Annotated in this window: 1 protein-coding gene; it reads right to left on the bottom strand. The window is 47.3% G+C overall.

The window, feature by feature from the left end; genetic code table 11:
• Nucleotides 1–876, bottom strand: an 876-nt coding sequence (psbA, locus tag M595_RS28005) for a photosystem II reaction center subunit D1 (RefSeq protein ID WP_023069924.1), incomplete at both ends; no start/stop codon positions are given.

Here is an 876-nt window from a genome sequence, read left to right as displayed (position 1 = left end):
AATTACGGATTGGTTGAAGTTGAAACCGTTGAGGTTGAATGCCATGGTGGATACACCTAAAGCAGTAAACCAGATTCCGATTACCGGCCATGCACCTAACAAGAAGTGCAGTGCGCGAGAGTTGTTGAAGCTAGCGTATTGGAAGATCAAACGACCGAAGTAGCCGTGTGCTGCAACGATGTTGTAAGTTTCTTCTTCTTGACCGAACTTGTAACCGTAGTTTAAAGATTCAGTTTCGGTAGTTTCACGTACCAAAGAAGAAGTTACCAAAGAACCGTGCATTGCACTAAACAGTGCGCCACCGAATACACCTGCTACACCTAACATATGGAACGGGTGCATCAGGATGTTGTGTTCAGCTTGGAAGACCAACATGAAGTTGAATGTTCCGCTGATTCCCAGAGGCATACCATCAGAGAAGCTTCCTTGTCCAATCGGGTAGATTAAGAAGACTGCGCTTGCTGCTGCAACAGGTGCAGAGTAAGCAACACAGATCCAAGGACGCATTCCTAAGCGGTAGGATAATTCCCACTCACGACCCATGTAGCAGAATACACCGATCAAGAAGTGGAAGATTACCAACTGGTAAGGGCCACCGTTGTACAACCACTCATCTAAGGAAGCTGCTTCCCAGATGGGGTAGAAGTGAAGACCGATTGCGTTGGAAGAAGGAACAACAGCACCAGAGATGATGTTGTTTCCATACATTAATGAACCAGCTACGGGTTCACGGATTCCATCGATGTCCACCGGAGGTGCTGCTACGAAGGCTACGATGTAGCAGATTGTTGCTGTCAACAGGGTTGGGATCATCAGAACACCGAACCAACCGATGTAAATCCGGTTGTTGGTGGATGTTACCCAGTTGCAGAACTG

It is taken from the genome of Lyngbya aestuarii BL J (assembly GCF_000478195.2).
GTDB lineage: Bacteria > Cyanobacteriota > Cyanobacteriia > Cyanobacteriales > Microcoleaceae > Capilliphycus > Capilliphycus aestuarii.
Note: the sequence above shows the minus strand (reverse complement) of the source record. Positions and strands in the feature narration are given on the sequence as shown.